Annotated in this window: 20 protein-coding genes; 12 read left to right on the top strand and 8 right to left on the bottom strand. The window is 67.5% G+C overall.

The window, feature by feature from the left end:
* Positions 1–73 precede the first annotated feature (73 nt).
* A complete protein-coding gene (locus WBB14_RS20275) occupies positions 74–307 on the bottom strand; it encodes a hypothetical protein (RefSeq protein WP_424241428.1) in 234 nt (77 codons plus the stop codon).
* A gap of 164 nt (positions 308–471) precedes the next feature.
* Here WBB14_RS20275 and WBB14_RS20270 point away from each other — a divergent pair, with 164 nt between their 5' ends.
* The gene (locus WBB14_RS20270) at positions 472–855 is read left to right on the top strand and encodes a hypothetical protein (RefSeq protein ID WP_424241427.1); all 384 of its coding nucleotides are present in this window, start codon (positions 472–474) and stop codon (positions 853–855) included.
* A gap of 2 nt (positions 856–857) precedes the next feature.
* Here the strand turns inward: WBB14_RS20270 and WBB14_RS20265 are convergent, their stop codons facing one another.
* Complete coding sequence (locus WBB14_RS20265) at positions 858–2,234, bottom strand: sigma-54-dependent transcriptional regulator (protein WP_424241426.1); 1,377 nt, start codon at positions 2,232–2,234, stop codon at positions 858–860.
* A 185-nt stretch (positions 2,235–2,419) separates the two neighbouring features.
* Between WBB14_RS20265 and WBB14_RS20260 the strand changes: the two genes are divergently transcribed.
* On the top strand, positions 2,420–3,421 hold the full coding sequence (locus WBB14_RS20260; protein ID WP_424241425.1) for a sigma-54 interaction domain-containing protein: 1,002 nt from the start codon (positions 2,420–2,422) through the stop codon (positions 3,419–3,421).
* A 119-nt stretch (positions 3,422–3,540) separates the two neighbouring features.
* The gene (locus tag WBB14_RS20255; protein ID WP_424241436.1) at positions 3,541–5,028 is read left to right on the top strand and encodes an RNA polymerase factor sigma-54; all 1,488 of its coding nucleotides are present in this window, start codon (positions 3,541–3,543) and stop codon (positions 5,026–5,028) included.
* Between the two features lie 35 nt (positions 5,029–5,063).
* Here the strand turns inward: WBB14_RS20255 and WBB14_RS20250 are convergent, their stop codons facing one another.
* The 3 genes from WBB14_RS20250 to WBB14_RS20240 all read right to left on the bottom strand — a co-directional run bounded on the left by WBB14_RS20250 (position 5,064) and on the right by WBB14_RS20240 (position 10,268).
* The gene (locus WBB14_RS20250) at positions 5,064–8,066 is read right to left on the bottom strand and encodes a PAS domain-containing protein (protein ID WP_424241424.1); all 3,003 of its coding nucleotides are present in this window, start codon (positions 8,064–8,066) and stop codon (positions 5,064–5,066) included.
* A 97-nt stretch (positions 8,067–8,163) separates the two neighbouring features.
* Entirely contained in the window at positions 8,164–8,874 is a 711-nt protein-coding gene (locus WBB14_RS20245) for a DUF2325 domain-containing protein (protein WP_424241423.1), read from the bottom strand.
* A gap of 86 nt (positions 8,875–8,960) precedes the next feature.
* Positions 8,961–10,268 (bottom strand): MFS transporter, encoded by a 1,308-nt coding sequence (locus WBB14_RS20240; protein WP_424241422.1) that lies wholly within the window; start codon positions 10,266–10,268, stop codon positions 8,961–8,963.
* A 104-nt stretch (positions 10,269–10,372) separates the two neighbouring features.
* Between WBB14_RS20240 and WBB14_RS20235 the strand changes: the two genes are divergently transcribed.
* Both WBB14_RS20235 and WBB14_RS20230 read left to right on the top strand, forming a co-directional pair.
* The gene (locus tag WBB14_RS20235; RefSeq protein WP_424241421.1) at positions 10,373–11,263 is read left to right on the top strand and encodes a LysR family transcriptional regulator; all 891 of its coding nucleotides are present in this window, start codon (positions 10,373–10,375) and stop codon (positions 11,261–11,263) included.
* A gap of 145 nt (positions 11,264–11,408) precedes the next feature.
* Positions 11,409–13,067: a mucoidy inhibitor MuiA family protein gene (locus tag WBB14_RS20230; protein ID WP_424241420.1), complete on the top strand. Its 1,659-nt coding sequence runs from the start codon at positions 11,409–11,411 to the stop codon at positions 13,065–13,067.
* Between the two features lie 5 nt (positions 13,068–13,072).
* On the opposite strand, the gene WBB14_RS20225 is transcribed toward WBB14_RS20230, so the two are convergent.
* Complete coding sequence (locus tag WBB14_RS20225) at positions 13,073–14,383, bottom strand: ferredoxin reductase family protein (RefSeq protein ID WP_424241419.1); 1,311 nt, start codon at positions 14,381–14,383, stop codon at positions 13,073–13,075.
* Between the two features lie 180 nt (positions 14,384–14,563).
* Complete coding sequence (locus WBB14_RS20220) at positions 14,564–15,790, bottom strand: EAL domain-containing response regulator (protein WP_424241418.1); 1,227 nt, start codon at positions 15,788–15,790, stop codon at positions 14,564–14,566.
* 241 nt (positions 15,791–16,031) lie between these two features.
* On the opposite strand from WBB14_RS20220, the gene WBB14_RS20215 reads away from it, so the two are divergent.
* Complete coding sequence (locus WBB14_RS20215; protein ID WP_424241417.1) at positions 16,032–17,165, top strand: 3-deoxy-7-phosphoheptulonate synthase; 1,134 nt, start codon at positions 16,032–16,034, stop codon at positions 17,163–17,165.
* A gap of 89 nt (positions 17,166–17,254) precedes the next feature.
* Here the strand turns inward: WBB14_RS20215 and WBB14_RS20210 are convergent, their stop codons facing one another.
* On the bottom strand, positions 17,255–18,487 hold the full coding sequence (locus WBB14_RS20210; RefSeq protein ID WP_424241416.1) for an NAD(P)/FAD-dependent oxidoreductase: 1,233 nt from the start codon (positions 18,485–18,487) through the stop codon (positions 17,255–17,257).
* 108 nt (positions 18,488–18,595) lie between these two features.
* On the opposite strand from WBB14_RS20210, the gene WBB14_RS20205 reads away from it, so the two are divergent.
* The 6 genes from WBB14_RS20205 to WBB14_RS20180 all read left to right on the top strand — a co-directional run bounded on the left by WBB14_RS20205 (position 18,596) and on the right by WBB14_RS20180 (position 24,644).
* Complete coding sequence (locus WBB14_RS20205) at positions 18,596–19,195, top strand: GNAT family N-acetyltransferase (RefSeq protein ID WP_424241415.1); 600 nt, start codon at positions 18,596–18,598, stop codon at positions 19,193–19,195.
* Between the two features lie 102 nt (positions 19,196–19,297).
* Positions 19,298–19,768: a hypothetical protein gene (locus tag WBB14_RS20200; RefSeq protein ID WP_424241414.1), complete on the top strand. Its 471-nt coding sequence runs from the start codon at positions 19,298–19,300 to the stop codon at positions 19,766–19,768.
* 320 nt (positions 19,769–20,088) lie between these two features.
* Positions 20,089–20,808: a response regulator transcription factor gene (locus WBB14_RS20195; RefSeq protein ID WP_424241413.1), complete on the top strand. Its 720-nt coding sequence runs from the start codon at positions 20,089–20,091 to the stop codon at positions 20,806–20,808.
* Positions 20,809–20,817: 9 nt separating this feature from the next.
* Positions 20,818–21,687: an HpcH/HpaI aldolase/citrate lyase family protein gene (locus tag WBB14_RS20190; protein ID WP_424241412.1), complete on the top strand. Its 870-nt coding sequence runs from the start codon at positions 20,818–20,820 to the stop codon at positions 21,685–21,687.
* A gap of 157 nt (positions 21,688–21,844) precedes the next feature.
* Entirely contained in the window at positions 21,845–22,840 is a 996-nt protein-coding gene (locus WBB14_RS20185; protein WP_424241411.1) for a serine hydrolase, read from the top strand.
* Between the two features lie 172 nt (positions 22,841–23,012).
* On the top strand, positions 23,013–24,644 hold the full coding sequence (locus tag WBB14_RS20180; RefSeq protein ID WP_332016091.1) for an ATP-binding cassette domain-containing protein: 1,632 nt from the start codon (positions 23,013–23,015) through the stop codon (positions 24,642–24,644).
* The last annotated feature ends 42 nt before the right edge of the window (positions 24,645–24,686 follow it).

Below are 24,686 nucleotides of genomic sequence, written 5' to 3'. Positions count from 1 at the left end.
CAGCCTCCCGCAACGATAGTCCGGCTTTGGTCCTGGCTGGGCGTACAACCGGATTGTGAACGCCGCAGGACGGCTACTTGGTGCCAGGACGCGTGCCCGGATACTGGCCGCCTTCCTCATACTCCGCGCCCTTGTCATTGGGCTTCTTGTCCGATTCGCGCTTGGGCGCGGCGGGCGGCTTGCCGAAGCCGGGCTTGTCCGTGCCAAATTGCCCGCTGCGATGCGCGGCCTCGGTTTCCGTGTGCGGTGCATTGGCCTTGCCATGTCCCGCATCTGCCTTTCCGTGGTCTGTTCGCTTGGTTTCCATGTTCGTATCCCCAGTTCGTTAAATGGATGCGGCAGGCGTGCGCATGGGCAGCCTCTGCGGTCTGACGCCGAGCAAGCGGCGTGCCCAGCCAGCCCGGGAACGGCGCTTGCTTGCCGATGACGCCAGGCCCGGACGATGCCGGGCCCCCATCCAAGGAGTCAACCATGAATTTGTCCCGAGTCGTTCTCCCCGCGGTCGCCCTGAGTCTCTCGGCGCTGGCCTTCCAGGCCCAGGCGCAAACCACGCAAGGCGGCTCTACCGCCGTGCGCAGCAACGAGCAGATCGACAACCAGTACAAGCTGGACAAGAAGCATTGCGACGGCATGAAGGGCAACCAGAAAGACGTCTGCCAGCAGCAGGCCGAAGCCACGCGCGACAAGGCCCGTGCCGATGCCAAGGCAGGCAAGGAAAAGGCCGAGGCCTCGCATGACGCGGCCAAGGTCCGCAACGACGCCGACTACAAGGTTGGCAAGGAGAAATGCGACGGCATGTCCGGCAACGCCAAGGACGCCTGCATGGCGGACCTGAAAACGCGCTACGGCAAATGAAGTCAGGACCGGTCCTGCTTCCGGGCAGGCGTCGCGGCGGGCGCATCCGTGTCTGCCGCGGCGTATTCCTCCAGTCGGTTGTACAGCGTCTTGGGGCTGATGCCGAGCACGGCCGCGGCCTGCTTCTTCACGCCGTTGCAACGTTCGAGCGTCGCCAGGATCAGGCGCCGGTCCGCTTCCGCCAGCGTTTCCCCTACGGGCACGCTCACCTGGCCGCCCGCGCCCTCGCCGGCCGGCGACACCCGCGGCGTCAGCATGTCCGCCTCCAGGCTGTCGCCTTCCGCCATGATGAAGGCGCGGCGCACGTAGTTCTTGAGTTCCCGCACATTGCCGGGCCACCCGTGCTGCAGCAGCGCCGCCACCGCGCGCGGCGAGAATTCCTTGTTCTTGCCCGCTTCCTGGTTCAACCCTTGCAGGAAGCGGTTCGCGAGGAACAGGATGTCGTCGCCGCGTTCGCGCAGCGCTGGCAGCTTGATGGGAAACACGCTCAGCCGGTAGTAGAGATCCTCGCGCAGCTTGCCTTCCCTGACCGCCTGCTCGGGATCGCGGTTGGTGGCGGCGACGATCCGGATATCGCAAGCGATCTCCCGATTGGTGCCCACCCGCATGAACTGCCCGGTTTCCAGCACGCGCAGCAGCTTCACTTGCAGATCCAGCGGCATTTCGGTTACTTCATCCAGGAACAGGGTGCCGCCGTCGGCGCGCTCGAAGTATCCCTTGTGCTGGCGGTCCGCGCCGGTGAAGCTGCCGCGCTCGTGCCCGAACATTTCGCTTTCGATCAGATTGGGCGAGATCGCGCCGCAGTTCACCGCGATCAGCGGGCGCTGGCGGCGCGCGCTGAGTTCATGGATGGCATGCGCCGCCAGTTCCTTGCCGGTGCCGCTCTCGCCGATCAGCAGGGTCGTAACGTTGGTGGGCGCGACCCGGCCGATCTGGCGGTAAAAATCCTGCATGCAGTCGGATGCCCCGTACATCCTGCCGTAGCGCCCCGGTTCCTCGAACGGCGCGCCGGCAGGATCGCTGTCCGAGTTCGCGCTCACGCGCGCGAAGATCCCGTTCAAGCGTTCCATGCAAATGGGTTTGACGAGATAGTCGGTGGCCCCCAGGCGCAGCGCCTGGACCGCGTTGTCCACGGTGCCGTGTCCGGTCATCACCACGACCTCGGCGCTGGCGGCGGCCTCGTTCTTGAAGATGTCCATGCCGCTGCCTTCGGGCAGGCGGATGTCCGTCAACACCAGGTCGGGCGCGTGCCGTTCCAGCTGGATCAGCGCGTCCTTGACGCTCGCGGCCAGCGCCACGGAAAACCCGTTCTCGCGGCCGATCTCGGCCAGGGTTTCGCGTATCGTGGGGTCGTCGTCAACGATCAGCAAATGGGGCATGCCTACTCCGTATCGCGAATGTTGCGCTCAGTGATCCAGCATAGCGACTACGGCCTGAGGCGGGGTAAATGTTCGATACTTTCCATCAACGTTTTCGTATGCTTGCAAATCGTCGCATCCCGGGCCGCTGCGTCCCTCTAGCATGAATGGATGCGCACGGCCCAAGGCCGGGCCAAGGAATCAGCATGGCGAATCGCACCCCCAACGCCGCGCGCGAGACGGCGTCCGCGCCTCCGGGCGTACTGATGGATGTATCCGGCCTCTCCCCCGTGATGCAGAAGCTGGGCGCGCAACTGCAACTGGCAGCGGCCACCGACGCCAGCGTCTTCATCGTGGGCGAAAGCGGAACCGGCAAGGAAATCGTCGCGCGCGCCATCCACGATTCGAGCGAACGCCGCGCCCAGCCTTTTGTTGCGGTGAACTGCGGGGCCATCAGCGGCAGCCTGGCGCACGCCGAACTATTCGGCCATGAGAAAGGCAGCTTCACCGGCGCCGTGGCGCAGAACGCGGGCTACTTCGAATATGCCAGCGGCGGGACGCTGTTCCTGGACGAAGTGACCGAAATGCCGCCTGACCTGCAGGTCAATTTCCTGCGCGTGCTCGAGTCCGGCACCTATCAGCGGGTGGGCGGCTCCGATCTGCTGCGCGCCAATGTCCGCATCATCTGCGCCAGCAACCGCGATCCTCTCGCCTCGGTCGCCGAAGGCCGCCTGCGGCAGGATTTCCTGCACCGCCTGCTGGTAATTCCGCTGCGCGTGCCGCCCCTGCGCGAGCGTGGCGATGACGCGATGGTGCTGGCGCACTGGTTCCTGGAGACCCTGAACACGGCGCACGGCAGCCACAAAACCTTCAGCCCGCGCATGCTGGAAGCGATCTCCAGGCACGATTGGCCCGGCAACGTGCGCGAACTGCGCAATGCGGTGCAACGCGCGTACATCCTGGCGGACGACGAGCTCGCGGCCGACCTGCTGCCCCGCTCCCGCGACGAGTCGCGCGCCACCGTGCGCGATGGCGCGCTGACATTCCCCGTCGGCATGCCGCTGGACGAAGCCCAGCGCGCGTTCATACTCGCAACCCTGGCGCACCATTCGGGCGACAAGCGCATTGCCGCCGAGACGCTGGGACTCAGCCTGAAGACGCTCTACAACCGCTTGGACGGCTACGAGAAGGACGGCGCCGCCTCCTGATTTCCACGCGCCGGGCGGCATTTCTTACCGCCGTCTTGTAATACTGAGCCGGCAGGCGCGCACGATTCCCCCGCCCTGCCCGCTGCGGGACTTGGCACGGTCTTTGCTTGAGTATCTGGATGGGCTGCCCGTCGGCAGCCGCTGTCCAGGAGACTCGATTGGTCTACCCCACGCAAGAATTGCGCCTGCGCCAGCAGATGACGCTGGCGCCGCGGCTGCAGCAATCCGTCAAGCTGCTGCAGATGACCGCGCTGGAATTCACCACCGCGGTCGAGCAGGCCCTGGCCAGCAATCCGTTCCTGGAAGACGCCGATGAGCAGGAGGCTGAACAGAGCCCTGCCATGGCGGTCTTTCCTCCCGCCGATCATGCCGCCGACGCCACCGGTCCCGCCGCGTCCGAACCCGCGCCGCAGGCCGAGCCGCCGCTGCCGGACGCGCCCGCCTACTCCGGCGACTATCCCACGCGCAGCCAGGGCGATGGCCAGGAGCGCGACCAGGGGCTTTGGGCCGCTTCGACGCTTTCCATGAGCCAGCGCCTGTCGCTGGAGCTGGGCAACTATCAGCTGGCGCCGCGCGACCGCCTGTTGACGGAGTTCATCATCGATGCGCTTGACGACGACGGCTACCTGCGCGTGCCGCTGGCCAGCCTGTGGGGCGACGCCCGGCGCGACGCCGACGCCGTCCCCGAAGAGGGCGAATGGATGACGGCGCTGCGCCTGGTCCAGCAGCTGGATGCTCCAGGACTGGCCGCGCGGGACCTGTCCGAATGCCTGTCGCTGCAATTGGCGGCGGCCACCGGCATCGGCGACGAGCTGCGGGCCCTGGCCTTGCGCATCGTGCGCGAGCAGCTCGACCGGCTGGCGCGCAACGATTGCATCGGCCTGCGCCAACAACTGGGCTGCTCCGAGGACGCGTTGCGCGAGGCCTGCGCGCTGATCCGCAGCCTGGACCCCAAGCCGGGCGGTCGCTACAGCGCCGAGGCGCCTGTCTACGTGGTGCCCGACGTGTTCGTGGACAAGTGGCAATCGCGCTGGCGCGTGCTGCCCAACCGCAACGCCATGCCCCAGGCGCGATTGCACCAGACCTATGCCGAACTGTTCCGGCGCGCCCGCCTGGGCGACCGCAGCCCCATGGCGCAGGAGCTCCAGGAGGCCCGTTGGCTGGTACGCAACGTCGAACAACGCTACGTCACCATCCAGCGCGTGGCCGAAGCCATCGTCAAGCGCCAGCAGACCTTCTTCGAGTATGGCGACGTGGCCTTGCGGCCGTTGATGCTGCGCGAAGTGGCCGACGATCTGGACATGCATGAATCCACGGTATCGCGCGCGACCGTCGGCAAGTACATGGTGACGCCGCGCGGCGTCTTCGAATTCCGCCACTTCTTTTCGCGCGAGCTGGCCACCGACACCGGCGGCTCCTGCTCGGCCACGGCGGTGCGCGCCTTGATCAAGGAAATGGTCGAGGCCGAGGATCCGGCCATGCCGCTGTCCGATGTGGCCCTGACCCAGCAATTGGCCGCCAACGGCATACTGCTGGCGCGGCGCACGGTATCGAAGTATCGCGGCCAATTGCGCATGCCGCCCGCGGAATTGCGCCGCCGCCATTAGGCCCGGCGCAAGGCGCGCCATGCCGCGGACCGGCGCTAGGCTTCCTGGCCGGCCTTACCCGGCGAGCTGTCCAGCATGCCCTGCACGCGCTCGGACAGCTTGTCCAGCTGGAAGGGTTTCACGATCAGCTCCAGCCCCTGTTCCAGAAAGCCTTGGCCGCGCGCCGCGCTTTCAGCGTAGCCCGTCATCAGCAACACGCGCAGGCCCGGACGCGTCACGCGGGCGGCGTCCGCCAATTGCCGCCCATTGAGTCCGGGCAGTCCGACGTCGGTCACAAGAAGGTCGATGCCGCGCGCGGACTGCAACAGCTCCAGCCCGGCCTCGCCGTCAGAGGCGGCCAGCACCTCCAGGCCAAGTTCAGCCAGGCATTCGCACACCATCTCGCGCACGTTCGCGTCGTCCTCCACTACCAGCACCACTTCCTTGCGCGCCGCGCCAGGCAACGCCACCGCCGCGCGCTCGCCATTCTGCAAGCTTTCGGGCGCGCCATCGTGGCGCGGCAGGAACAGCCTGACCGTGGTGCCTACGCCCACCGTGCTCTCCAGGCCGGCCGCGCCGCCCGCCTGCTTGGCGAAGCCATAGATCATGGACAGGCCCAGGCCGGTGCCCTGGCCCATGGGCTTGGTGGTGAAGAACGGGTCGAAAGCATGCGCCAACACGTCCGGCGGCATGCCGCAGCCCACGTCCGTCACCGAGACTTCCACAAAGCGTCCCGCATGCGCGCCGACGGACTGCAAGAGCTGGGGATCGTCCGCCTCCACGTTGCGCGCGGCGACCGTCAGCGTGCCGCCGTTGGGCATCGCATCGCAGGCGTTGATCACCAGGTTCAGCATGGCGTTCTCGAACTGGTTCTTGTCGCAGCAGACCGTCCACAGCGCCTGCGGCAAGTCCAGCCGCAGCGCCACGCGTTCGCCCGTATAACGGTGGAACAGGGCAACCATGGATTGCAGCGCGGAGGCCGCGCAGAACGGTTTGGGGTCGATGGGCTGGCGCCGCGAAAAGGTCAGCAGCCGCTGCGTCAGATGGGCCGCCCGATTGGCCGAATCCATGGCGACGTCGACAAAGCGCAACGCCTGTTCCGGCGCGCCCGCCGTGATCTTGCGCTGCACCAGGTACAGCGCCCCGGAGATCCCTTGCAGCATATTGTTGAAGTCGTGGGCGATGCCCCCCGTCAGGCGCCCCACCGCTTCCATCTTCTGGGACTGGCGCAAGGCATTCTCGGTATCGCGCAAGGCCTCGGCTTGCAGCTTCAGGTCGGTGTCGTCGCGTCCCGCCACGTAGAGGCTGTCCTGCGCCCACGACATGCTCCAGGTTATCCAGCAATAGCTGCCGTCACGCTTGAGCATGCGGTTTTCCAGGTGCCTGGCGGCGGGCCGCGGCCCCATGTCCTCCGAGGCCCAGCTCCAGGCCCCCAGCGTCGCGGCCTGGTCGTCCGGATGGACCAGTTCGGGCAACTCCATGGACATGAACTGTTCCGGCGTCCAGCCCAGGATGAGACGCACCGCCGGATTGACGCTGACGAAGCGTCCTTGGCGGTCGAGCACCGCCAGCAGTTCCGGCGACAGGCGCCAGATCCGGTCGCGCTCCGCGATCGCATCCTCGACGCGCTGCTCGAGCGTGCGGGCGTACTGCGAACGCTCGACGGCGCCGCACATGCGTTCCGCCACTTCTTCGATGAACGCGATGTCGCTGCCCTTGAGACGGCTGCCGGACGAGGGGCACGCCAGCAACGCGCCTCCCTGCCTGCCCCAGCGCCGCAGCGGCACCACAATGGCCCATGGACGGATCTCGCCGCCGGCTTCTCCCAACAGAGGCGCCAGATAGGTCGTGCGTCCCTGGCGCAGCGCGGCATGGTAGTCGTCACCCAGGGTATCGAGCGTACATGGCGGCTGTCCCAGCAACTCGGCGCCAGGCGGCCAGCATGAGGAGATGGCAGGCCCCTGGCCTTCGCCTGCCGCATCCAGCACCGCCACCTGAGCCAGCGCCAGATGCTGGCACAGGCCTTCGCAGGCAGCCCGCTCGACATCTTCCTGGCAATGCAGCTCGCGCATGCGGTCACCGAACGCGGCCAGGTAGTTCTTGCGGTGCTGCCCCTCCCACAGCTCGGCTTCGGCCATCTTGCGCGCCGTGACGTCCAGGAACAGCGCCATCATCCTGCCGGCGCCGTCCTTGCGCACGCGCGCTTCGTACCAGGCTTCCTTTGGAGCCGGCACCATGAATTCGAACTGGGTCGGCTCGCCGGTCTCGACCACCTGGGCGAACGTGTCCATGATCTGCCCGGGCACGCCCGGGATCATCTCGCGCAGCGTGTGGCCCAGTGTGTCGCCGCCCTTCATTCCGGTCTGGCGTTCGAATGCGGGATTCACTTCCAGGAAGCGGAAATCGACGATGCGGCCGGTGTCGTCGCGCAATGCTTCACTGAGAAAGAACGCCTCCTGCATGCCGGCGAACATGGCGCGCCAGCGTTCGCCGCTCTGGCGCAACGCCAGCTCCGTCAGATGGCGTTCTATCGCCAGAGCGGCGCTGCGCGTGACCAGCGCGATCGCATCGATATCGTGGGCCGACGGCGAGCGCGCGACGCCGTAGTAATTGGAAAAAACGCCCAGCAGGCGTCCGTCGGGCGCCTTGATCGGCGTGGACCAGCAGGCCCGCAAACCGTGCGCCAAGGCCAGGTCGCGCCAGCGCTCCCAGCCGGGATTCAAGGCGATATCTTCCACGTAGACCGGACTGCCGGTATAGGCCGCCTCGCCCCAGGAGGCCGAGCCGGGGCCGATGGCCGCTCTATGTATCGCCGCGTTATATACCATCGGCAAGCTGGGCGCGGCGCCGTGCAGCAGGAAGGCGCCGGTCTCATCCACCAGCGCGATGGCGGTGCGCAGGTTCACGCTGGATTGCGCCTCGATGGCATGCAGCACATGTTCCAGCACCTCGGCCAGCGGCACGCCGGCGGCTATCCGCTGCAACATGATGCGCTCATCCTCCAGGCGGGCAAGCGTGTCCGTCCAGGGTAGCGCCACTTGGTCTCGCTTGGTCAGCATCTCGGCCCCTTTGCCCCCGACTGTATTGCGGCAGCGGCCGCGCAGCCGAAACGCTACGTAACCCGACGCTACGGGTCGCCTGGCGGAGCCGGGCAGTTCAGCCGCCCGTGTTCAGCGGCTCGCGTTCCAGCCGCAGCGCCTGCAAGGCCTCGGGCTTGTCGACCAGCACGCATTGCTTGCCCGTGCGGGTGCAATGGTCCTTGACGCGCCAGTAGGCGCCGTGGCTGACGCAACCGGTCTGGCAGATCACCAGGTCCGCGGCGACCAGGCTGGCTTCCAGCGTATTGCCGTCGATATCCGGGCCGCCGTCGTGGCCGAGATAGCGTCCACCGGCCAGTTCGACCATCTTGCGGGTCAGCGCCAGGGCGACGGCATCCTCGCCCACGCATAGCACCGCTTTTTCGCGCAGCACGACCGCCGACGGCGCGGGTCGCCAGGCAGGCGGCTCCGTCAGCGTCTCCAGTTGGCGCGCGGCGGCGCCAGCCCGTCCCTGCCAGGCCAGCCGCTCGCGCATCAGGGTCTGCACCCGTTCCATCAACTGGGCGACGCTGCGGGCCAACGCCACGCGCCGGGGCAATCCGGGTATGGAGGTTTCCAGCGCCTTGCGGTCTTCGCGCGCCCAGGCCAGCGCGGTATCGCGCAGGATGACGGCCGCGCGCAGGCGCATGGCCTCGCTCTCCAGATACAGGATGCGCGCCGCCTGCGCCGCCAGCAGCCGACTGCAATGCGCTTGCGCCTGGCCGTAGGCGGCGAGCAGCGCGGCATGCTCGCGCTGCAGGTTCTGGCTGTCGGGGGAGATAGGATTCATCGCGGCCCTCGGATCTGGATGGGAATGGCGCTCGACTAGCGGGCCGCTAATTATAAATGAGAATTACTAGCTTTTAGGCATTACCTTCACGAGACACTGCCTCCCGCCACGGCGGGCGCCGCTGCGCGGCCCGTGCGCCAGTACAGGCTGGCGCTGATCGCCAACGCCAAGGCCAGCAGCGCGCCCGCCATCGCCGCCACGCCAGGCCACTGTCCCGTGGTCCAGAAGTGGCCGCCCAATGCGCCGAGCACACTGGCGCCGATGTAGTACACCAGCAGATAAAGCGACGCGGCCAGCGCCTTGTAGCCTCGCGCCATCTGTCCGACCCAGCCGCTGGCGACCGCGTGGGCCGCGAAAAAGCCGAAGGTGAACACCACAATCCCGACTATCAGCAATGGCAGCCAGTTGGACAGGGTGAGCAGCAGGCCCGCCAGCGCCAGCCCGCTGGCGGCCGACAGCATCACGCCCCGCCCATGGCGGTCGGCCAGGCGGCCGAACCAGGTCGACGCGCAGATCCCGACCAGGTACACCACGAAGATGAAGCCGATGAAGGTCTGGCTCAGCGAGAACGGCGGCAGCAGCAGGCGGAAGCCTACATAGTTGTAGACCGTGACGAAGGCGCCCATCAACAGGCCGCCCAGCGCAAACAGCCCGCACAGCGGACCATTCTTCAGATGCGAGGCCGCGCCTGCGCGCACGTCGCCCCACACCCCGGCCCAGCCCCTGCCCCGTTGCCGCGCAAAACGGCGCGACGCAGGCAGCAGCCAGACGAACAGCGCCGCCGCCACGATGCCCAACAGGCCCAGCGTCGCCAGCGCGGCGCGCCAGCCGAAGTGATCCGACACCAGGCCGGTGATGACGCGGCCGGACAAGCCGCCGAAGGCGCTGCCGCCGATGTACAGGCCCATGGCGAAACCCAGGGTGCCCGGCTCGACCTCTTCGGCCAGATAGGCCATGGCCAGCGCCGGCACCCCGCCCATGGCCAGGCCTTGCAGCGCGCGCAGGGCCAGCAAGCTGTGCCAATCCGGCGCGGCGGCGGCCACGGTGCCCAGCACGGCGGACGCGAACAGCGATAGCGCCATGGCGCGCTTGCGCGGCACGGCTTGCGAGAACAGGCCCACGAAAAAGATGGCGACGGCCAGAAAGCCGGTGCATAGCGATAGCACCAGGCTGCTTTGCGCAGGCGACACGCCGAATGCGTGGGTAAACAGCGGCATCAGCGGCTGCACGCAATACAGCAGCGAAAACGTGGAAAAACCGGCCGCGAACAAGGCCCACTGGGCGCGCCGCAACCCGGGAGTGCCGCGGGCAAGGTGATCGGAAGGCGTGGAGACAGGCGCCGCCGGCGCGGACGCGGCGCTTGGTGATGAGGGACTGGCGAAGGGGGAAGACATCGGAATTCTCGAAAGCAGCGGGCATGCAGCCCACGCAACCAAGGTAGACTTTTCCCCTTCATATGTCCAATATATGAAACTGACCCTAACCATATTTTTAAACGATGGAACTGCGCCACCTGCGTTATTTCACCGCCGTCGCCGAAGAACTGCATTTCACCCGCGCCGCCGCCAGGCTGGGCATAGGCCAGCCGCCCCTGAGCCAGCAGATCCAGCAGCTGGAGCGCGAGATCGGCACCCCGCTCTTCCTGCGCCTGCCGCGAGGCATCGCGCTGACCGAGGCCGGCGCCCAGTTCCTGGAGGACGCGCGCGCCATACTCGCCAGCGCCGACCGCGCCATCGACACGGCCCGCCGGCTGGGGCGCGGGGAGCGCGGCGCGATCACCGTGGGGTTCACGGCTTCCGCCGTATTCCACCCCTATCTGCCGCAGGCAATCCGCGCGTACAAGGACCGCTACCCCAACGTGCGGGTCACGCTCACGGAAAGCAACACGGTCACCCTGCTGCGCGGTCTGCGCGCCGGTGAGGTCGACGTGGCCTTCGTGCGCCCGCCCTACGTGCTGGATCCGGAATTCGCGTCCGAACGCGTGTTGGACGAACCCATGCTGGTGGCCCTGCCCCCCGACCATGCGCTCAGCCGCAAGCGCAGCGTGCCCATCGCGGCGCTGGCGGACGAAGACTTCGTGCTGTATCCGCGCCCCATAGGCGCCGGCCTGTATGACGCGATCATGTCGGCCTGCCTACGCGCCGGCTTCGCGCCGCGCGTCATCCAGGAAGCGCCGCAGATGGCATCCATCGTCAGCCTGGTCGCGGCCGGCGTGGGCATTTCCATCGTGCCCGCCGCCATGCGGCACATGGGCGCGCAAGGCATCGAGTACCGGCCGATCAAGGGCGACGCGCCGCACGCGCTGCTGGACATGGCCTACCGCCGCCATGACCGATCGACCGCGGCCGCCAATGCCGTCGACATGTTGCGCGAGCTTGCCCACCCCTAGGCGGGGCCACGGTATCGCACTGTCGCGTTTGTCATCTTCTGTAAAACCCGCATCCGGGCCGCAATGTAAATTTGGCGCGCGCGGCGGTCCGTCCCTGTCGATGGGCACGGCGCCGCGCGATTCCAACCTGTCTAAAGGTGAAATAGTGCGACGTACCCTTCTGGCCTTGGCCATCGCCACGATCCCCGGCCTGGCCGCTGCCGCCGGGCTGGCCTCTTCCATCGGTTCCGTGACCGTCTACCAGGACCGCGCCGTCGTGACGCGCGCCGCCAGCAGCGAGCTGGCCGCCGGCGAGCATGAGCTGGTGCTGGAGAAGCTGCCGGCCAGCCTGCAGGAAAACTCGTTGCAGGTTTCGGCCAAGAGCACCGGCCAGGCCACGCTGCTGGACGTGAAGGTGCGCGACGCCTATCAGGCCGACACCGCCAACGAACGCGTCAAGCAGCTGGAAGAGCAGGTGCGCAAGCTGCAAGGCCAGCAGGCGCTGCTGGATGATGAGGCCGCGGTGCTGGACAACCAGCGCGAACTGGTGCTGATGATGCAGCGCGGCGCCACCGAGCCCGCCAAGGACGGCGCGCGCCTGACGCTGGACGAACTGAAGGCGATCCAATCGCTGAGCGCGGATTCGCTGGCCCGCGCGCTGGCCGGGCTGCGCCGCGTCGAGGAGCAGAAAGCGGCGCTGGAGCGCGAACTGAGCGCATTGCAGAACCAGTTGGGCCAATTGCAGAATTCGCTCAACCGCCGCACCAAGACCGTCACCTTGCGCGTGAACCTGGCGCGCGCGGGCAAGCTGGACCTGAACGTTTCCTACGCCGTGGCCGGCGCCCGCTGGACGCCCGCCTACGACGCGCGCCTGCGCCCGGCGGACCGCAGCGTGGATCTGGGCTACTTCGGCGTCATCCGCCAGAACACCGGCGAAGACTGGAACAACGTCAAGCTCACGCTGTCCACCGCGCGCCCCTCGCTGGGCGGCGGCGCGCCCGCGCTACAACCGTGGATCGTGGACGTGGCCGCGCCGCCACCTCCGCCCCGCCCGCGCCCCAGCCCCGCGCCGGTGGCGGCCATGCAGCAGTCCGAAGCCCAGGCCAAGATGGCGCGCCAGCGCGTCCAGTCCTTCGAGGACGCCGCAGCGCCCGCCGTCGAGATGGTGCCGGAACCCCTGGAGCAGGCCACTGCCCAGGTGCAGGCGGAAGCCACCAGCGCATCGTTCCAGATCAAGAATCCGGCCACCCTGCTGTCCGACAATTCCTCGCAGCGCGTGGCCATCGCCACCGCCAAGCTGCCCGCCACCCTGCAGTACCAGTCGACGCCGGCGCTGCGCGAAGCCATGTTCCTGACGGCGCACGCCAGCAACAGCACGGACTTCCCCTTCCTGGCCGGCGCCTTGAACACATTCCTGGACGACGCCTTCGTCGCTTCCAGCGCCATGAAGGCCGTGATGCCCGGCGAGAAGCTCGAACTCGCGCTGGGCGCCGATGAAGGCATCTCCATCAAGCGCCAGCTGGTCAACCGCTATACCGAAAGCACCGGTTTCTCCGGCAGCGGCAAGCGCGTGACCTACGAGTACAAGATCACGGTCAAGAACAACAAGGCCACCAAGGAGCAGGTGTCGTTCAAGGACCGCCTGCCCATTTCGCGCAACGAGAAGATCGTGGTCAAGCTGCTGTCGCCAGCCGATCGCGAGATCAAGCGCGAGGAAGACGGCAAGCTGGTCTGGGACTGGGAACTGGAGCCCGGCAAGTCGCGCGAAACGGTGCTGAAATTCTCGGTGGACTATCCGGGCGATATCGAGGTGTCCGGAATCTGACGCGCTCAGCGCATCTGGAAAGCCTCCTGGTGGAACAGCTCGCTCACCGGCATGCCGCGCCGGTGCAGCCCATCCTTCAGCGCATCGGCGAATCCCGTCGGGCCGCAGAACCACACGCTGGGCCAGGGCGCGCCCGGTGTGTGGTCCGCTACCAGCTCGGCGGCCGTCAGCGGCCGCTGGGTCTCGCTGTAGCGCACATGCAAGGCCACGTTCGGGACGCGCGCGCACAGCGCTGTCAGGTGGTCCGCGAACGGCGCGTCGTCGGCGTTGCGCGCGCAGTAGTACAGGGTCGCGACCGGTGCGGTGTCCGGGTCCGTCTGCAGCGATTCCATCCATGAAATGAACGGCGTGACGCCGATGCCGGCCGCCACCCAGATCTGCGACCGCCCATCGTCGCGCTGGAAGTCGAAACAGCCATACGGGCCTTCGATGATCACGTCCTGCCCTACCTGCAGGTTGCGTTGCAGGCGCCGCGTGTAGTCCCCCAACGCCTTGATGGAAAACTGTACCCGCCCGGTGCCGTCGTCCGCGCCGGACACGGTGTAGGGATGCGCGCCCTCGCGCCGGTCCGTGGTCAGGAAGGCGAACTGTCCGGCGCGGTGATGCCAGTCGCCCTCCACCCTGCAGGTCAGCGCCAGGATGTCGCCGGAAAGATGGTCGATGGCCAGCACCTGCCCCTTGTAGCGGCGTCCGCGCCCGATGTTGCCGGTCAACGCCATCAACGCGCAGACGGTCCCCACGCCAGTGCACACGGCCACCAGCCAGCCTGCGGGCTGCCACCACCAGGCGGCGGGCGTCAGCACCACGCCGTGGAAGGCCACCACCAGGAAGATGGCTGCCGCAATGCGGTGGACCTGGCGCCAGATGTGATACGGGAAGCGCCGCCATAGTGTCAGCAGCACCATCGCCGCCAGGATCCACACGGCCCATTCGCCTATGTCCTTGGCGGAGCCGCGGAACATGTCCAGCAAGGCCGCGGCGCGCGGCGTCTTGGGCACCGGGTCGAACAGCGCCAGCAGCAGCGGCTTGCCCAGTTTGATCAGGTAGTGCGCCGCCGCCAGCGCGGCGGCCAGGATGCCGCTCCACTTGTGCAGCCGGTACATCTTGTCCAGCCCGCCCATCCGCGTTTCCAGCCACATGGGGCGCACCGCCAGCAGCATGATCAGGGTCATGACCGCGTACGCACCCAGGCCAGTCAACAGGATGAGCTGGTCGCGCGCGGTCCAGACGTTGAGTTCGGCCGGAGGTTGCGCCCAGTAGGCCCCGGCCCAGGCCAGCAGGGAGATCAGCAGAACGGCGGCCAATAGGCGTCGCATCGGTTCATCGCTCCATCTTGGGGAGGCCGCGCACGCTGCGCGGCCCGCATGGGGCTATGGTAAATCCGCCGCCGATGGCGTTTTCCCATGCGCGGCGGCGGTCTTGATCCGGGTCAAGCCTGCTAAAAATCGGCTGTAGGCACGGCCTGCGCCAGGATACCCCATGCACCCTGCGCAGGATCAATGGGCGCGGCAGAACTCGATGAAGGCGTCGGGTTCCAGCGGCACGGAAATCCCGTAGCCTTGCGCCATGTCGCAGCCCAGCTCGCGCAGCAGCTCCACGTCGCGTTCATGCTCCACGCCTTCGGCGACCACGCGCCGGCCCAGCACGCGGCCCATCTCGATGGCGGCCGCGACCACCGCGCGCGACGCGGGCTCGCGGTGCATGTGCACGATGAAGTCGCGGTCTATCTTCAGTTCCGTGAAGGGCATGGCCGAGAACAGGCGCATGGAGGCGATGCCGGCGCCGAAGTCGTCCATCGCCAATTCGAAACCGCGCACCCGCAGCAGGTTCAGCGCCGAGGACAAGGCCAGCCAATCGGTCACCGGCTCGTCCTCGGTCAGCTCGACCTTGACCAGCCGCGCCGGCAGGCCCGCCTGCGCCACGCGTTGCTCCAGCAGGCCCGGCAGGTCGCGCGAGCACAACGTGGAGGCCGAGGCATTGATCGCGATGGGCACGGCGATGTCCTCGGCATGCATGCGCTGCAGGACCTCCAGCACCCTGTCGGTCACCCGGCAGAACAAGGTGCGGTCCAGTCCCAGCCGGTGCGCGGCGGGCACGAAGTCCGCAGCCGGAATCGGTCCCAGGTCGGGATGGTCCCAGCGCGACAGCGCTTCGGCGGCCAGCACGTGGCCCGTGGACAGGCTCATCTGCGGCTGCAGCACCACGCTCATGCCCTGCCCCGTGATCAACGCATGGCCCAGCGCCGCCTCGATGACGTCACGCCGCAGCGAACGCGGCCGCGGCGACGCGGCGTCGTCTTCGTCCAGGCTGCGCAGCGCCGTCTTGATCGCCTGCTGCATGGCCGTGCGCGACACCGGCTTGGACAGCGCCTGCGCCGACGGACAGCCCGCCTGCAAGGCCAACCGCACATGCGACTGCAACAGTTCATCGCTGAGGCTGCTGATCCAGATGATGGGCGGCATGCTCTTGAGGCGGCCGGCGTCCACCAGCCGCCGCAGTTCGTTGGGCAGGCGCGTGCCGTCGCCCTCGCCCGTGACGATGTCGCTGATGACCACGTCGTAGAACTGCCGCGCCAGCGCGGTGACGGCTTCGATGCTGCTGCCCAGGCCGGCCACCCGGCGGAAACCCAGCGCCAGCAGCACGTTCTGCAGATAGGCGCGTTCGACCGGATGGTCTTCGACGAGCAGTATCCGTCGGGTCCCGCCGGGTTCCGTTTTAGGCATGCTCTACCGTCCTAGTCATATAGGGCGGGCCCCCGCAGGCGGCCGCTGAGAAACTGTGTACACCATGCTAAGGCATTCGCGACCGGACTGTCGTTATTGCTAACGGGTTAATGCAAGCCCATCGCCGATAGTCGTAGTATCCGGAACATCAGCCAGACGGAGGCAGCCTTCCGTCGCTCCGCGGCGCGGCCGGTGCCATAATAGATGTCTTTCTTCCCGCATCTACGGCACGGAGCTACCCTTGACCCGCATTGACGACCCCCTGCACGACCGCGAGGTCGGCGCGGCCGACTCCACCCAGGACAACACGCGCACGGACGATACCCGCATCAGCGCGGTACGCCCCTTGATTTCGCCTGCCCTGCTGCAGGACGAACTGCCGGTGTCGGCCGAGATCCAGACGCTGGTCGAACAAAGCCGCGTCCAGATCGCCAACGTGCTGCATGGCCGCGACGACCGCCTGGTGCTGGTGGTCGGCCCCTGTTCCATCCATGACCATGGCCAGGCCATGGAGTACGCCCGCCTGCTGCGCATTGCCGCCGAACAGCACCAGAAGGACCTGCTCATCGTCATGCGGGTGTACTTCGAAAAGCCGCGCACCACCGTGGGCTGGAAGGGCTACATCAATGACCCGCGCCTGGACGGCAGCTTCCGCATCAACGAAGGCCTGCGCCGCGCGCGCGAACTGCTGCTGGACATCAGCGGCCTGGGCCTGCCGACCGCGACCGAATTCCTGGACCTGCTCAGCCCGCAGTACATTGCCGACCTGATCGCCTGGGGCGCCATCGGCGCGCGCACCACCGAAAGCCCCAGCCACCGCCAGCTGAGCTCGGGCCTGAGCTGCCCGCTGGGCTTCAAGAACGGCACCGACGGCGGCGTGCAGATCGCGGCCGACGCCATGGTCGCCGCCAGCGCCAAGCATGCCTTCATGGGCATGACCAAGATGGGCATGGCCGCCATCTTCGAAACCCGCGGCAACCAGGACACCCACGTCATCCTGCGCGGCGGCAAGCAAGGCCCGAACTACGACGCCGCCAGCGTCGACGCCTGCTGCGCCGCCCTGCGCGCGGCCGGCCAGCGCGAACAGGTCATGATCGACTGCTCGCACGCCAACTCCAACAAGTCGCACCTGCGCCAGGTCGATGTGGCCAACGATATCGCCGCCCAGATCGCCCAGGGCGACGGCCGCATCACCGGCGTGATGATCGAAAGCCATCTCGAAGAAGGCCGCCAGGACTTGAAGCCCGGCCAGCCGCTGCGCCGCGGCGTGTCGATCACGGACGCCTGCCTGGGCTGGTCCCAGACCGCACCCGTGCTGGAAACGCTGGCCCTGGCCGTGCGCCAGCGCCGCGAACAGGCCGCAAGGCAGGCCTGACCATTCAGGCCTGAATCCTCGGTTTAAGTCTTCTGCCCGGGATTCAGGCCTGACAGCCGTTCCCCTCCCGCCTCTCGCGGCGTCCGCCCTCAGCGGCCGACGCGGTAAGGCGCCGGATCCATATCCGGCGCCTGGCCCGTGATCATGCAGGCCAGCAGCTTGCCCGTCACCGGCCCCAGCGTGAAGCCATGATGCGCATGGCCGAAAGCCAGCCACAGCCCCGGGTGGCGCGGCGCCGGCCCGATGACCGGGCGCATGTCCGGCATGCAGGGCCGGCATCCCATCCAAGGTTCGCGTTCAACGGCCTCGCCCAGCGGCAACAGCTGCGCGGCCAGCGCGCGCGTGCGCTGGATCTGGATCGGTGAAGGCGGCGCATCGCGCGCCGCGAATTCCGCGCCCGTCGTCAGGCGCACGCCTAGCGTCATGGGCGTCACCAGGAAGCCGCTTTCGATGTCGGCCACCGGATGCGACAAGCTCGCGCCGTCCTCCAGCGCGAAGTGCTGGTGATAGCCGCGCTTGACCGCCATGGGGATGCGATATCCCAGCGGGCGCAAGATGTCCGGCGACCACGGGCCCAGCGCCACGACCACGTCGCGGGCCTCGATCAGGCCCTGCTCGCCCTGCACCTGCCAACCCTTGCCCGACGGCTTGAGGCTGCGCGCGTCGCCGCGAGCCAGCACGCCGCCGCGCCGCTCGAACAAGGCCGCATAGCCCCGCGTCACGGCGCCAGGGTCCGACACGTTGACCGGATCCAGCCAGTGCACCGCGCCCGCCATGCGCGCCAGCGCAGGCTCCAGCGCCGCCAGCGCCTGGCGGTCCAGCACGCGGTGGTTCAGGCCATACGGCGCTAGCGCCTGCGCCTCGGCGACGGCCCGGGCCAGGCCAGCTTCGCTGCGCACGCCGTCGATCCAGCCATTGCGCCGGAACAGATGGGAAATGCCGGCTTCCTCCTGAAGCGCATCGTGCTCGGCCACGCTGCGCTCGATCAGCGGCAACATGGCCTCGGCCGCGCGCGCCAGGCGCGACGGCGCCGAGTGCCACCAGTAGCGCAGCAGCCACGGCGCGATGCGGGGCAGGAAGCGCGGGTGATAGCTCACGTCCGGCGTATTGTTCCTGGCGTAGCGCCACAGGCTGCGCCAGTCGCGCGGAAAGGCATAGGGAATGACGCTGGCCCGTTCGATCAGGCCGGCGTTGCCATAACTGGTTTCCTCGCCAGGACCGCGCCGGTCCAGCAACACCACGGAACGGCCGCGCGCCGCCAGATGCAGGGCGGCGCTCACCCCGACGATGCCCGCACCCAAGACCAAGGCGTCTGTTTTCATGCGGCGCATTCTGCTCTCGCGGACAGTGTTCGGCAAGGGCGCGCGCGCGTAGAATCGCTCCCTGCGCGGCACGCCTCCATCGACTTCGTTGCTTCCTGGGAATACGCCATGACACCCGCCCGCCTTCAACCCGTCACGCTCGCTGGCGAGGTCGTGCGCCTTGAACCCCTGGCCGCCAGCCATGCGGCCGCGCTCGCGCAGGCAGGCCTGCATCCCGAGCTGTGGCGCCTGCAGCCCGAGCCCGTGCAGACGCCGGACGACATGCAGCGCTATGTGGATCGCGCGCTGGCGGGCCAGCGCGACGGCAACTGCCTGCCCTTCGTCATCGTGCGCCAGGATAATGGCGAGATCATCGGCGCGACGCGCTACATGGACATTGCGTTGGCCCACAAGCGCCTGGAGATCGGCGGCACCTGGCTCACGCCCGCAAGCCAGCGTAGCGGCGCCAACACCGAGGCCAAATTCCTGTTGTTGCAGCACGCTTTTGAAACAATTGGTATCATGCGCGTTGTATTCAAGACTGAACTGAGCAACATGCAATCGCGCCAGGCCATCCTGCGCATCGGCGGCGTGGAGGAAGGCGTGTTCCGCAAGCACCTGATCGCGCAATCGGGGCGCGCGCGCGACATGATCTACTTCGCGATCCTCGACGAGGACTGGCCCGCGGTCAAAGCGCGCTTGCTGCTGCGCATGCGGCGCACCGCGTAAGGCCGGGCCGCGTAAGGCCGGGCCGCGCAAGGCCAGGCCGCCTCGCTCTTTTCGCAGCTTGTCCGGGCCGCGAGGCCCGCCCCGCACTATTGAAGCCCAGGTATGCAACAGACTTTCGCCGCGCCCGCGCGCAACACGATATACATCTACACCGAGGAACAGCGCGGCAACCAACTGGTCGAGTCGCCGGTGATAGGCATGCTGTCCGACATATCGGGGTCCGACAAGCTCGTCGTGGCGCTGGACCCGCACAGCGGCTTGAAGTTTGTCTACCGCATCGACCACGACAGCAACAACCTCGACGCCGCGGCCATTACCGAACAGGACGCGTCCCTCTTCAACGGCAAGACCTCGGTCCAGATCAACGCCATGACCTATCGCCTGGGCACGGCCGAGAACGCGATGAAATTGCTGCGCGGCAAAACCCAATGGATACAGGACAAGGGCGCTGTGCTATCCGTGCTGCTGCAGAACGCAGCCGCGCGCAAGACCCGTTTTGCCCCGCCGCGCATCGAGCGCGACCGCATGCGCAAGGTGCCGCCTGGTGTTCTGGTCGAGCACCTGCCTACATAAAAAGTACAGTATCCACAACGCTGGCCTTATCCACAATTTCTGTGGATAAAACAGGCTCGAACCCATGGCTGATGGCCGTTCGGCCGACGCGCAACGGGCTGCGCATTTTTTGATCAGGCCAAAGTCCTCCGCCGCCCGGCTGCCATCCTTGATTCTTGACGCGGCGCCGCAAGGGCGATGATGATATTCTCCGCAAGCGCGCGATACGAACAATATCGCGCCAGCAGACTCTCCCTATACAAAAAGACCCAGATACAAGGAGCGGATAGCGTGTTTGCACTCGAAGCTCCTTGCGCGCAAGCGCTGACGCCGGACTCGCCGTGACCATCATCATCGTCGACGACCACGGAGACTGGCGCGACACCATCGCCGAGTACATAGAGGACCTCGGCCTGGACCGCGACATCCTCACTGCCGGCTCCCTGGCGGAGCTGGACCGGCTGTTGCTTACCGTCACGCCGGGCATCCTGGTGCTGGACGCCATGCTGCCCGATGGCGATGCGCTGACCCGCGTGTCCCACTTGCGGACCTCATTCCCTTCGATGGGCATCATCATGCTCACCGGACGCCTGTTGAGCGAAGACAAGGTCTCGGGCCTGAGCCTGGGCGCCGACCACTACCTGACCAAGCCGGTCAACCTGGCCGAACTGGGCGCCACCCTGGTGTCGCTGTCGCGCCGCCTGCGGGTGGTGCCGGCCGGCGACGTCTCCGCCCCTGAATCCGACGCCTGGCGTTTCGATCCGGCGCGCCGCACGCTGCTGTCGCCGCAGCAGGTCTGCGTGGACATCACCGATACCGAAAGCCGGCTGATCGGCGCGCTGATCCAGGCCGCGCCGCTGCCCCTGTCGCGCGGCCGCCTGATCGAGGCGCTGGGCGGCAGCAGCGAGGCCTACGACACGCACCGGCTGGACGCCCACATGCACCGCCTGCGCCGCAAGCTGCGCGCGCAGGCCGGCGGCGACATGGGCATACGCACGGTGTACGGCGTGGGCTACGTCTGCACCACGCCTGTGCAGATCGTCGGCAACTCCAAGAACTGAAACCGCCCCATGACGCTTCCCATCCGCCCACGCCGTTCCGTCCTCTATATGCCTGGCGCCAACGCGCGCGCGCTGGACAAGGCCCGCAGCCTGGACGCCGACGTCCTGATCCTCGACCTGGAAGACGCCGTCGCGCCCGATGCCAAGGCGCAGGCTCGCGTACAAGTCGCCGCGGCCCTGCGCGCCGGCGGCTATGGCCGCCGCGAATGCGTGGTGCGCGTCAATGCCTTGGACACGCCCTGGGGCCTGGACGACGTCAGGGCCATTGCCGAGGCGGGCGCCGACGCGGTGCTGCTGCCCAAGGTACAGTCCGCCGCCGAGCTCGACGCACTCGCGCGGGCGCTGGACGCGGCCGGCGCGCCTGCCAGCCTGCCCTTATGGGCCATGGCGGAAACGCCTTTGGGGTTTCTGCGGCTGGACGCCATCGCCGGCGGCCATCCGCGGTTGGCGGCCATCGTCGTCGGCACCTCGGACCTGGTGAAGGACTTGCACGCGCGCCACACGCCGTCGCGCGAAGAAACCCTGTTGGCGCGCTCGCTGGCGGTGATGGCGGCTCGGGCCCACGGTCTGGCGGCGCTGGACGGCGTGCACCTGGACCTGCACGACGACGCCGGCCTGGAGGCGGCCTGCAGGCAGGGACGCGACCAGGGCTTCGATGGCAAGACGCTCATCCATCCAAAGCAGATCGCGGCGGCCAACGCCGCCTTCGCGCCCACGGAAGCGGAGCTTGCCAGCGCGCGCAAGCGCCTGGACGCCTGGCGGGACGCGCAGGCCGCCGGCCTGGGCGTGGCCGTGGTCGACGGCGCGCTGGTGGAAAACCTGCACGCACGCGAGGCGGAGCGCGTGCTGGCGCTGGCCGACGCCATTGCGCGCGCCTAGCGTCCTGTGCCGCAGGCACGCCCGCGTACCTGTACGCGCCGACATGTACGGGTACGCCCGGCGGCGACTACAACGCCGGCCGCAGTAATATCAGCTTTCAAATGCATATTTCGGTAACGCGCTGCCGGGCGCCGCGCCGGCGAATCGGGGAGTGCTCGTGGCGCTGATCTTGCGGCAAATGTCGATCTCATTCTGCGTCGCGGCGCTATGGGCCGCCACGGCGGCCAGCTTGCCGGCACCGGCGCGGGCTCAGGCTGCCAATTTCCACCCCTGCAATTCCCAGCCCTCCTTGCCGATGTGCCAGCATGGCTACGGCAAGCGCATCGCGGTCCAGCGCTGGGGCGCGCAGCCCGATCCGCTGGACCCGGACGCAGCCGTCAACGCCTCCCTGGTCACGCGCGACCCGGCCAAGGAAATCGGCAAGCTCAAGTCCAGCACGATTCTGGTCCAGGACCTGGACACCGCCGAAGTCCTGTTCGCGCGCAACGAAGACGCCGTGCGGCCCATCGCCTCCATCACCAAGCTCATGGCGGCGCTGACCCTGGTGAAGGCCGGCCTGCCGATGGACGAAATCATTACCATCGACGCCAGCGACACCCGCTCCACCAGTGAGTTGCCCTCGCGCCTGACGGCCGGCACCAAATTGAGCCGCGCCGATTTGCTGCGCCTGGCGCTGGTCCCTTCCGAAAACAGCGCCGCGCAAGCCCTGGGACGCACCTATACCGGCGGCACGGCAGCCTTCGTCGCGGCGATGAACGCCGAAGCCCGCGCGCTGGGCATGACCGACTCCAGCTTCGCCGAACCGAGCGGCTTGTCCAACGACAACCAGTCCTCGGCCAGGGATCTCGTCAAGTTGCTCGCGGCGATTTCCGCGCAGCCGCTGATTTCGCAATACACCGGCGAAACCAGCTACCAGGCCGCGGGCCAGACCTTCCGCAACACAAACATCCTGGTGGGCCGTCCGCAATGGGACATTCGGGTGTCCAAAACCGGCACCACCCGCGAAGCCGGCGACTGCCTGGTCATGGCGGTGAAGGTTGGAAAACGCAACCTGGCCATGGTGCTGCTCAACGCGCAGGGCACCAGCGGCTCGCGCTTCGGCGATGCGGTGCGCCTGCGGCGGGTGCTGGACAGCCGGTTCGCATCGCGCTAACTGGCGCCACGCGCGCGCCTGGAGCGCTGCGCCCTGTACAATACCGCCCTTGACGTGGAACGAACGCCCGTTCCGTCCGCCTGCCGCGCCGCTTGTGCGCCCCCCTTTCCCCGATTATTTTTCACCGCACCTGGCCGGCGGAAATCCTGCCGCGTGCCCTGTCGCACCACCCATGATCCGCTTCCAACAAGTTTCACTCATGCGCGGCGTCAAGCCCTTGCTCGACAAGGTAGACCTGCTGCTCAACCCCGGCGACAAGATCGGCCTGATCGGCGCCAACGGCGCCGGCAAGTCCAGCCTGTTCGGCCTCTTGCGCGGCACGCTCCACGCCGACCAGGGCGACCTCGACTACCCGTCCAGCTGGCGCATGGCCTATGTGGCGCAGGAAACGCCTGCGCTGGACCGGCCGGCCATTGAATACGCCATCGACGGCGACGTGACCTTGCGCAAGCTGGAAGCGGAACTGGCGCAGCTCGAAGCCGAACCGGAGAGCACCGAGAACGGCCTGCGCATGGCCGACATCTACGCCGCGCTGGCCGACGCCGACGCCTACACGGTGCATTCGCGCGCCGAGCAACTGCTGACCGGCCTGGGTTTCACGCAGGCGCAGATGCACCTGCCGCTGACGAGCTTTTCCGGCGGCTGGCGCATGCGTTTGAACCTGGCGCAGGCGTTGATGTGCCCGTCCGACCTGCTGCTGCTGGACGAGCCCACCAACCACTTGGACCTGGACGCCATCATCTGGCTGGAAGACTGGCTCAAGCGTTATCCGGGCACGCTGATTGTCATTTCTCATGACCGCGACTTCCTGGACGGCGTGGTCAACGTCATCGTCCATATCGATGAGCGCAAGCTCAAGCGTTATTCGGGCCACTATTCATCCTTCGAGCGCCAACGCGCCGCGCAGCTGGAACTGGCGCAAGGCATGATGGAAAAGCAGATGCGCCAGCGCTCGCACCTGCAATCCTTCATCGACCGTTTCAAGGCCCAGGCCAGCAAGGCGCGCCAGGCGCAAAGCCGTATCAAGGCGCTGGCCCGCATGGAAGAAGTGGCGCCGCTGCGCGCGGCCGCCGAGTTCTCGTTCGAGTTCCGCGAGCCCTTGCGCGCGCCGAACCCGCTCTTGACCATGGACGCGGTCAGCGCCGGCTATCGCATCGCGGACGAGGAAACGGAAGTCGAGTCCGACAAGATCATCGTGTCGGGCATCAATTTTTCGCTGCAAGCAGGCCAGCGCATCGGCCTGCTGGGCATCAACGGCGCGGGCAAGTCCACCTTCATCAAGACCATCGCGGGCGAACTGGCGACGCTGGCCGGCGAGGCGCAGTTCAACAAGGGACTGTCGATCGGCTACTTCGCCCAGCATCAGGTAGAGATGCTGCGCCATGACGAATCGCCGCTGTGGCATATGACGAAGATCGCGCCCACGGTGCGCGAGCAGGAATTGCGCAACTTCCTGGGCAGCTTCAACTTCAACGGCAACATGGCCACCAGTTCCATCGCGCCGTTCTCCGGCGGCGAAAAGGCGCGGCTGGCGCTGGCCCTGATCGTCTGGCAGCGCCCCAACCTGCTGCTGCTGGACGAGCCTACCAACCACCTGGACCTCGAAACGCGCGAAGCCCTGACCACCGCGCTGGCCCAGTTCGAAGGCACGCTCATGCTGGTGTCGCACGACCGCCACCTGCTGCGCGCCACCACCGATGAATTCATCATCGTGGCCGACGGCGAGGTCAGCCCCTTCGATGGCGACCTGGACGACTACAAGGACTGGCTCTACAAGACCAAGCTGGCCGCCAAGGCAGCCTGACGCACAGCGCGCCGGGCGGGTCGGTCCACCCCGGCCGGCTGC

The organism is Achromobacter sp., assembly GCF_049647645.1.
Lineage (GTDB): Bacteria > Pseudomonadota > Gammaproteobacteria > Burkholderiales > Burkholderiaceae_B > Achromobacter.
This window is presented reverse-complemented; position numbering and strand designations above follow the sequence as displayed.